Raw genomic sequence first — 7,686 nt, 5'->3', positions numbered from 1 at the left:
TGAGTGAGGGGAAGACGAAGAAGGAGACGATTCGGTGTATGAAGCGTAGCTTGGCGCGTCATGTGTATCGGATTCTCGAGGCCACGAACCCGATCGGTAAAGCCGCTTGACAGACATAGAAGGATCCCGACGGCGGCCCAGCAACCTCGCGCGAGGTTGCTGGGCCGCCGTCACGTAGCAATGGGGGAGGGCGAGGGAGAAAAGTCCGCGCTAAACTGTTGGCGATGAGCAAAATGTCGAAGTCCAAACGGAAGGTGCTGACCACCAAGAACTCTGCGCGCTCGAATTCGCGGCGCCACAGAGAGTACTTCGACAGCCATGCGGTCTACGAACACGACGCTCATCACGTCTCCGAACATCCCATCCGGCTCGGCCTGTCGAGTTCCTCCGTGTCCCCGATGACCGTCGAGGAGACTTTCACACAAGCGGCGAAGCACGGCTACGACGGTGTCGAGATCATGGTCACCCACAATGCCGAGACACGAGATGTCGACCTCATCAACGGACTTTCCGCCGAGACGGGACTCGAGGTCATGTCCCTGCACGCACCGACGCTGCTCTTCCTGCCGCGCGTGCTTCACAAAGACCATTGGGAGAAGCTGCGGATCACCGCGAACCTTGCCAAGGCAGTCAACGCCGAGACCGTCGTCCTCCACCCGCCGTTCAGGTGGCAGGGGGACTACGCGCTGGGATTCGTCGACGGCGTTCGGGAGGTCTCCCGCGAGACCGGTGTGAGCTTGGCTGTGGAGAACATGTATCCCTGGCGGGCGGGCCTGCGCGAAGTCCAGGTCTACTATCCCGACTGGAACCCGCTGGACGAAGACTATGACGACCTCACCTTCGACTTCTCCCACGCTTCGACGGCCGGTGTGAATGCGCTGGAGACCGTGGCCGAGATCTTCGACCGACTCCGCCACGTCCACCTCACCGACGGGTCCGGATCCCTCAAAGACGAGCACCTCGTCCCCGGCGCCGGCAATATGCCCGTGGCCGAGACTCTGCAGTACCTGGCCAAACACAACTGGGCCGGTGACGTCGTGGTCGAGGTCAACACTCGTTTCGTGCGCAAGCAGTCGACCCGTGAGAAGATGCTCGCCGAGTCCATCGCCTTTGCCCGCCAACACCTCGGACTCAACGAGGATGCCCCGCGGCGAAACGGACACAGCCACAGCCGCACCTCGGAACGCCCTCGCTCCTCCGGGAACTGACCCGCATCATCACCGACGGCGCCTGCCGCGACCGCGCACCCGCCCCACCGACGCATGACAATCACTACGAAAGGTTGGTTCGCTTTGACCACTCTCGCCTCCATCGGAACCGGCAACATGGGCACGGCGCTGATCCAGGGAATCCTCAGCGCCGACGCGACCATCGCTGTTCGCGCGACGACTCACTCGGCCGCCTCAGCACAGCGTCTGAGCCGCGACCTGCCGTCGGCGACGGTGACTTCGGTCGAAGACGATGCGGAGGCGAACCGGAAGGCCGCGGCCGAAGCTGATTTCGTCCTCCTCGGCGTCAAACCCTGGATGATGGCCGAGACCCTGGCCGCTCTGGCCCCCGAGCTGGAGTCGAACACGGTGCTCGTGTCCATGGCCGCCGGAGTCTCGTCCGCCGACCTCGCGAAGCTCGCCCCGAAGAATCCCATCGTGCGGATCATGCCGAACACGCCGAGTTCGATCGGCCACGGCGTCATCGCGTTCGCCCCCGACGCCGAGGTGCCCGCCGACAGCGTCGATACACTCAAGACTCTGCTGTCCGGGGCCGGGCTCGTCGTCGACCTCGACGAATCCCAGATCCCGGCCATGACCGGCATCTCCGGGTCCGGAGTCGCTTACTTCTTCCTCCTCGCCGAGGCGATGATCGCCGCCGGAGTCAAGCAGGGGCTGAGCGAGGACACCGCTCGCCAGATGGTCGTCGCCACCGCCGACGGCGCCGGGCGGCTGCTGAGCGCGAAGCCCGACCCGGCCGCTCAGCGGCAAGCCGTGAGCAGCAAGGGCGGTACGACCTTGGCGGGCCTCCAGCAGTTCATCGACGCGGGGATCTTCGACATCGCCGAGGCGGCCGCGCAGGCGGCAGCGAATCGTTCCCTGGAGATGGAACGGGAGAATTCCGAGACCATCAACGGCTGAACGGAACCGTCCCCCGAGACGGAATCCGACCCCGGCAGGCACCGTGTGAGCGGCGTCGGCCGGGGTCGACTCGTTCGCGCTCAGGGCAGGACGTTCGACGACCGAGCGATCGACACCGCTTCATGCCGGGTGCGGGCCGAGAGCTTGACCATGGCGGTGTTGAGGTAGGACTTCACCGTGGACTCGCGCAGGCTCAGTGTTTCGGCGATGCGCGCATTCGACCAGCCCAGAGCCACATGGGAGAGGATGTCCGTCTCCCTGGGGGACAGGCGAACCGCCGGGACCGGTGTCTGGAAGTCATCCGGGTTGTGCCCGGAGAGGATATCGGCCAGCCGGGTCTCGACGACGGTGAGCTTCTCCCGCGTCTCCTCATCGAGGATGCCCGACCGGATGGCGCGCAGCTCGGCATAGGTATGGCGCAGCGCCTCCCGTCCCGAGGAATCCAAGTCGGGGTAGAGCCGCTCGGCGACGGGGACCGGCTGCGGTTCCCGTCGATAGCCGAGCCGAGCGAGATCGACCGAGAGCTGTCGGACTCGTCGGACGAGGTCTCCCGTCTGCGGGGCAGCGGCGTCGTAGTCCGTGCGGTGGCCGCAGTAGACCATGCCCGTGACTTCACCGCCGTGCAGGGTGGGGACGGCGACGAGGACCCGGATGCCTTCGCCGAGGACCTCTTCGTCGTAGTGGTGGGTGATGAGCGGGTCGACCTCATAGTCCCGGGTCAGCTGCGGAGTGCCTTCGGTCAGGGCTCGACCGCCGAGGCCCCGTCCGGTGCTGACGATGAGGGAGGAGAGCAGACCCTTGCCGGCACCGGCGACGGCTTCGACGTCGACCGCACCCCCGTCGACCATGCCGCCGAAGACGACATCGCCCGTACCGGCCTGATGCAGAGAATCGACGGCTTCGACGAATAGGCGGCGGGTCTCGGCCTTGAGAGCCCGCGTGTGCTTCGCATGCGCGTTCATGTGAACAAGCTACCAACTTTCGGTGGTATTCCCTAGTGCATGCTGAACGTTACCTTTGGACATGTGATTCAGGACACTGAAGTTCTGTCCATTCAAAGGAGAAAGAATGACTGACAATGTCAGCCTCGGGGTTGATTTCCTTGAGGAAGAGGAAAATCCCCAATTCAAAGCGCTCAAGCGCAAGAGGTTCTCGGTGGTGATCCCGCTGTCGATCGCGTTCCTCGTCTGGTACTTCCTCTACGTCATCCTCAGCACCTACGCCCACGATTTCATGTCCACCAAGGTGGTCGGTGAGATCAATGTGGGACTGGTGTTCGGACTGCTGCAGTTCGTGACGACGTTCGCGATCACGATGTTCTATGTCTCATTCGCCAACAAGAAGCTCGATCCTCCAGCGCAGGAGATCCGTGAGCGTCTCGAAGCCCAGTCGGGAGGACTGCATTCATGAGCACTCTGGCAATCGGCGACATGCTCGCCTCCGGCAAAGACCTGCTGACCGCGGCGACGACCGAGGTCGAGAACAACCCCGTCCTCAACATCGCGATCTTCGCTGCCTTCGTCGGGGTGACGATGTTCATCGTGCTGCGCGCCAGCCGGAACAACAAGACCGCCTCCGACTACTACGCAGGAGGCCGGTCCTTCACCGGTCCGCAGAACGGTTTCGCCATCTCCGGTGACTACCTCTCGGCCGCTTCTTTCCTCGGCATCTGCGGTGCGATCGCCGTCAACGGCTACGACGGATTCCTCTATTCGATCGGCTTCCTCGTCGCGTGGCTCGTGGCTCTGCTCATCGTCGCCGAACTCATGCGCAACACCGGCAAGTTCACCATGGCCGATGTGCTCTCCTTCCGGCTCAAGCAGCGTCCCGTGCGCATGGCCGCGGCCCTGTCGACCCTGGCCGTGTGCTTCTTCTACCTGCTCGCTCAGATGGCCGGCGCCGGCGGACTCGTCTCCCTGCTCATGGGAATCGACGGCAAGGTCGGTCAGTCCCTGGTCATCGCCGTCGTCGGTGCGCTGATGATCATCTACGTCCTCGTCGGCGGAATGAAGGGCACCACCTGGGTGCAGATCGTCAAGGCGATCCTGCTCATCGCCGGAGCCTTCGCCATGACCATCTGGGTGCTCGCACTCAACGGCTTCAACCTCTCGACTCTGCTCGCCTCGGCGGTGGAGAACGCGGCCGAAGGCGTCGGGGAAGGAGTCCTCAACCCGGGCCTGCAGTACGGTGAGAATCCGCTCGACTTCATCTCCCTGGCTCTGGCCCTGGTGCTGGGCACCGCGGGCCTGCCGCACGTGCTCATGCGCTTCTACACCGTTCCCACGGCGAAAGAGGCCCGCCGTTCGGTGGTGTGGGCGATCTGGCTCATCGGCGCCTTCTACATCTTCACCCTCATCCTCGGCTACGGCGCGGCCGCACTCGTCGGCGCCGATGAGATCAAGAACGCTCCCGGCGGCGTGAACTCGGCGGCACCGCTGCTCGCGCTCCACCTCGGCGGACCCATCCTCATGGGCTTCATCTCCGCGGTCGCGTTCGCGACGATCCTTGCCGTGGTGGCAGGCCTGGCGATCACCGCCGCGGCCTCGTTCGCCCACGACATCTACGCCAACGTCATCAAGAAGGGCAAGGTCGAGGACTCCGAGGCGGAGGTCAAGATCGCCCGTCGCACGGTCATCGTCATCGGTGCGATCGCGATCATCGGCGGAATCGGTGTGCAGGGGCAGAACATCGCGTTCCTCGTGGCCCTGGCCTTCGCCGTGGCCGCCAGCGCGAACCTGCCCACGATCCTGTACTCGCTGTTCTGGAAGGGCTTCACCACCCGCGGAGCCGTGTGGTCGATCTACGGCGGCCTGATCTCGGCGATGGTGCTCATCACGTTCTCGCCGGTCGTCTCCGGGTCCGAGACCGCGATGATCCCCGGTGCCGACTTCGCGATCTTCCCGCTGGCCAACCCGGGAATCATCTCGATTCCGCTGGGCTTCCTCCTCGGCTGGATCGCTTCGATCACCGACCGGACGGTGGAGAGTCCCGAGCTCGCAGCCGAGATGGATGTCCGAGCCCATACCGGGTTCGGCGCCGAGGAGGCCGTCGAGCACTGATCCGAACGTGACCCGATCACGTGGCGGGGACTCGAGATCGGACGTCGCTGGGTGTCCGTCGACCCGACACGCAGGAGGAGGGGCGGCTGCGGCCGCCCCTCCTCCTGCGTCGTGGGTGCCGGGCAGGGGAGGTGCCTGCGGTGAGAGACGGGGCGGGGGATGCGTGTGCGGTGAGACGAGGTACACTGGTTCGAGTCGCCGATCACGGCACGTCCTGACCGGGGTTCACCTGGGCAGACAGCTGCTGATCTGAGGTGACATGCGGGCGTAGCTTAATGGTAAAGCTTCGGCTTCCCAAGCCGATGACGCGGGTTCGATTCCCGTCGCCCGCTCTCTTTGTGCCCACTGCTCGGACGGTTTCCCGCCTCGTCCGTGACCGCAGTCCGTGACCGCAGAAGGGGCGGAATCTGCAGCCTACGGCCGACCGGCGAACCGTCCCAGCAGCTCCACGTGGCCGGCGACGATGAGCAGATCCTGTTTGCCCACCCGGGTCGTCGGGTCCGCATAGGTGAAGTCGCGGCCGGGACTCTTGATGCCCACGATCGTGACGCCGTATTTGTCGCGGACTCCGGATTCACTGAGCGTGAAGCCCTGGATCTCCCGCGGCGGACGCATCTTGACCACCGCGAAGTGGCCTTCGTCGAACTCGATGTACTCCATCATCCGCGAACTGACGAGGTGAGCCACACGGCGTCCGGCATCCGACTCCGGGTAGAGGACGTGGTGGGCTCCGATGCGGTGGAGGATCTTGCCGTGGGAGGGGGAGATCGCCTTCGCCCATACCTGCCCGACGCCGAGGTCGACGAGGTTCGCAGTCGTCAGCACGCTGTCTTCGATCGAGGTGCCGATGCCGACGACGGCTGTCGAGAAGTCACCGGCACCGACCTGGCGCAGCGCGTCGATGTTCGTCGAATCGGCTTCGACGACGTGGGTGAGCTTGCCGGACCAGTCCCTGACGAGCTCGGGGTTGTGCTCGATCGCCATGACCTCACGTCCCAGCCGGGCCAGGGTGGCCGCCGTCGAGGACCCGAAACGTCCCAGTCCGATGACGAGGATGGAGCTGTGTTCGTTAGCCAACGACGGGCCTTTCCTCGGGGTAGCGGTACAGGCGCACCGAATCCTGCATGGACAGTGCAGCCGCAAGTGTAATCGTACCGAGTCGGCCGATGAGCATGATCACCGACAGAACATAGAGCCCCGCATGCGGTGACGACGCGGACACCCCGGAGCTCAAACCCACCGTGCCGAAGGCCGAGATCACCTCGAACAGCACGCGGTCGAGCGGTTCGGCACTGATCTGCAGCATCGTCAGCGTGCCGACGAAGACGATCATCGCACCGGTGAGCAGGATCGAGATCGAGAGTTTGATCGTCGAGGAGGTCAGCCGCCGACCGAACACGTGGACATCCTGCAGGCCTCGGGCCTCCGCAAATGCGGCGAGGACGAGCACGGCCACGGTCGTGACCTTGATGCCGCCGGCTGTCGAGGACGAACCGCCGCCGATGAACATCATGAGATCCATGAGCAGGTGCGAGGCCTGACTCATGTCCGCGACGTCCATCGTCGCGAAACCCCCAGACCGGGGCATGACGGCCATGAACAGCACCTCGACGAAGGTGTGCCCGGCGTTCTTGTCGCCGAGCGTCGCCGGGTTCGCCGACTCGAACAGCGCCAACAGCAGCAGGCCGACCGCCAGCACCGTCGTCGTGGTCGTCAGCGTCAGCTTCGTGTGCAGGTCCCAGCGGCTCGGCCGATTCCAGAACATCGCGACCATGAGCACGACGGGAAAGCCGAGAGACCCGACGAACACACCGGCCATGAGCAGAGACAGGATCCACGGATCCGCAGCGAAATACGCGGCCCCGCCGGGGTGGATGGTGAAACCGGCGTTGTTGAATGCCGAAATCGAGTAGAACACCGAATACCAGGTCGCATCGCCGAAGGACTCCCCGCGCATGAGGAAGCGCGGGAACAGCAGCACAGCGAGGATCGATTCGGCCGTGAAGATCGTGATGACCACGGTCTTGAGCAGGGAGCCGACCTGACCCAGATTGAGCGCCGAGGTGGCCTGCTGGGCGATGAGCCGCTGCCGGACCCCCAGCCGACGTGAGACCGCCATGCCCAGCACCGAGGCGAGGGTGAGGATGCCGAGACCACCGACCTGGATGCCGGCGGTGATCACCGAGATCCCGAAATCCGACCAGTACTCCTCCGTCACGACCGGGCTGAGCCCGGTCACACACACCGCCGAGACCGCGACGAAGACGGAGTTCGCGATGTGCGTGACCCGATCCACCGAGCCCGGGTCGCGCATGCTTGCCGGCAGGATCAGCAGGATCGCGAAGAGAGCGACGACGGCGATGAACGAGCCGATCGCCAACCGGGCGGGCGAGGCGACGGCGAGGTCGTCGACGAAGTCACGGACCCACCGTCCCGGCCGCAGCAGCCGATCGAAGCGCGGTGCGGAATTCTTGGACACAAGCACCATGGTAGATCCG

7 protein-coding genes and 1 tRNA gene are annotated in these 7,686 nt (G+C 64.8%); 5 read left to right on the top strand and 3 right to left on the bottom strand.

Annotation, left to right across the window (positions count from 1 at the left end):
* The first annotated feature begins 224 nt into the window (after positions 1-224).
* Complete coding sequence (locus ACPUD7_RS15545) at positions 225-1,208, top strand: sugar phosphate isomerase/epimerase family protein (RefSeq protein WP_240689514.1); 984 nt, start codon at positions 225-227, stop codon at positions 1,206-1,208.
* Between the two features lie 84 nt (positions 1,209-1,292).
* Entirely contained in the window at positions 1,293-2,129 is an 837-nt protein-coding gene (gene proC / locus ACPUD7_RS15540) for a pyrroline-5-carboxylate reductase (protein WP_425120402.1), read from the top strand.
* 80 nt (positions 2,130-2,209) lie between these two features.
* Here proC and ACPUD7_RS15535 read toward each other — a convergent pair whose 3' ends face one another.
* Positions 2,210-3,091, bottom strand: a complete 882-nt coding sequence (locus tag ACPUD7_RS15535; protein WP_135537205.1) for a helix-turn-helix transcriptional regulator — start codon at positions 3,089-3,091, stop codon at positions 2,210-2,212.
* A gap of 106 nt (positions 3,092-3,197) precedes the next feature.
* Between ACPUD7_RS15535 and ACPUD7_RS15530 the strand changes: the two genes are divergently transcribed.
* From ACPUD7_RS15530 to ACPUD7_RS15520, 3 genes are all read left to right on the top strand, one after another.
* A complete protein-coding gene (locus ACPUD7_RS15530; RefSeq protein ID WP_135537204.1) occupies positions 3,198-3,539 on the top strand; it encodes a DUF485 domain-containing protein in 342 nt (113 codons plus the stop codon).
* A gap of 20 nt (positions 3,540-3,559) precedes the next feature.
* A complete protein-coding gene (locus ACPUD7_RS15525; RefSeq protein ID WP_135537483.1) occupies positions 3,560-5,188 on the top strand; it encodes a solute symporter family protein in 1,629 nt (542 codons plus the stop codon).
* Between the two features lie 261 nt (positions 5,189-5,449).
* Positions 5,450-5,520 (top strand) — tRNA-Gly (locus ACPUD7_RS15520).
* An 82-nt stretch (positions 5,521-5,602) separates the two neighbouring features.
* Here the strand turns inward: ACPUD7_RS15520 and ACPUD7_RS15515 are convergent.
* Together ACPUD7_RS15515 and ACPUD7_RS15510 are read right to left on the bottom strand one after the other, a co-directional pair.
* Positions 5,603-6,265, bottom strand: coding sequence for a potassium channel family protein (locus ACPUD7_RS15515; RefSeq protein ID WP_135537203.1), 663 nt, complete (start codon positions 6,263-6,265; stop codon positions 5,603-5,605).
* On the bottom strand, positions 6,258-7,676 hold the full coding sequence (locus tag ACPUD7_RS15510; protein ID WP_425120401.1) for a TrkH family potassium uptake protein: 1,419 nt from the start codon (positions 7,674-7,676) through the stop codon (positions 6,258-6,260). The genes ACPUD7_RS15515 and ACPUD7_RS15510 overlap by 8 nt, the downstream gene beginning before the upstream one ends.
* Between the last annotated feature and the right edge of the window lie 10 nt (positions 7,677-7,686).

Source organism: Brevibacterium sp. FAM 24630 (assembly GCF_049804075.1).
GTDB lineage: Bacteria > Actinomycetota > Actinomycetes > Actinomycetales > Brevibacteriaceae > Brevibacterium.
This window is presented reverse-complemented; position numbering and strand designations above follow the sequence as displayed.

Bases quoted from the DNA above. Each gene is read 5' to 3' on its own strand.
- ACPUD7_RS15545 (WP_240689514.1), top strand. From the start codon at position 225: ATGAGCAAAATGTCGAAGTCCAAACGGAAGGTGCTGACCACCAAGAAC.
- ACPUD7_RS15535 (WP_135537205.1), bottom strand. From the start codon at position 3,091: ATGAACGCGCATGCGAAGCACACGCGGGCTCTCAAGGCCGAGACCCGC.
- ACPUD7_RS15530 (WP_135537204.1), top strand. From the start codon at position 3,198: ATGACTGACAATGTCAGCCTCGGGGTTGATTTCCTTGAGGAAGAGGAA.
- ACPUD7_RS15525 (WP_135537483.1), top strand. From the start codon at position 3,560: ATGCTCGCCTCCGGCAAAGACCTGCTGACCGCGGCGACGACCGAGGTC.
- ACPUD7_RS15510 (WP_425120401.1), bottom strand. From the start codon at position 7,676: ATGGTGCTTGTGTCCAAGAATTCCGCACCGCGCTTCGATCGGCTGCTG.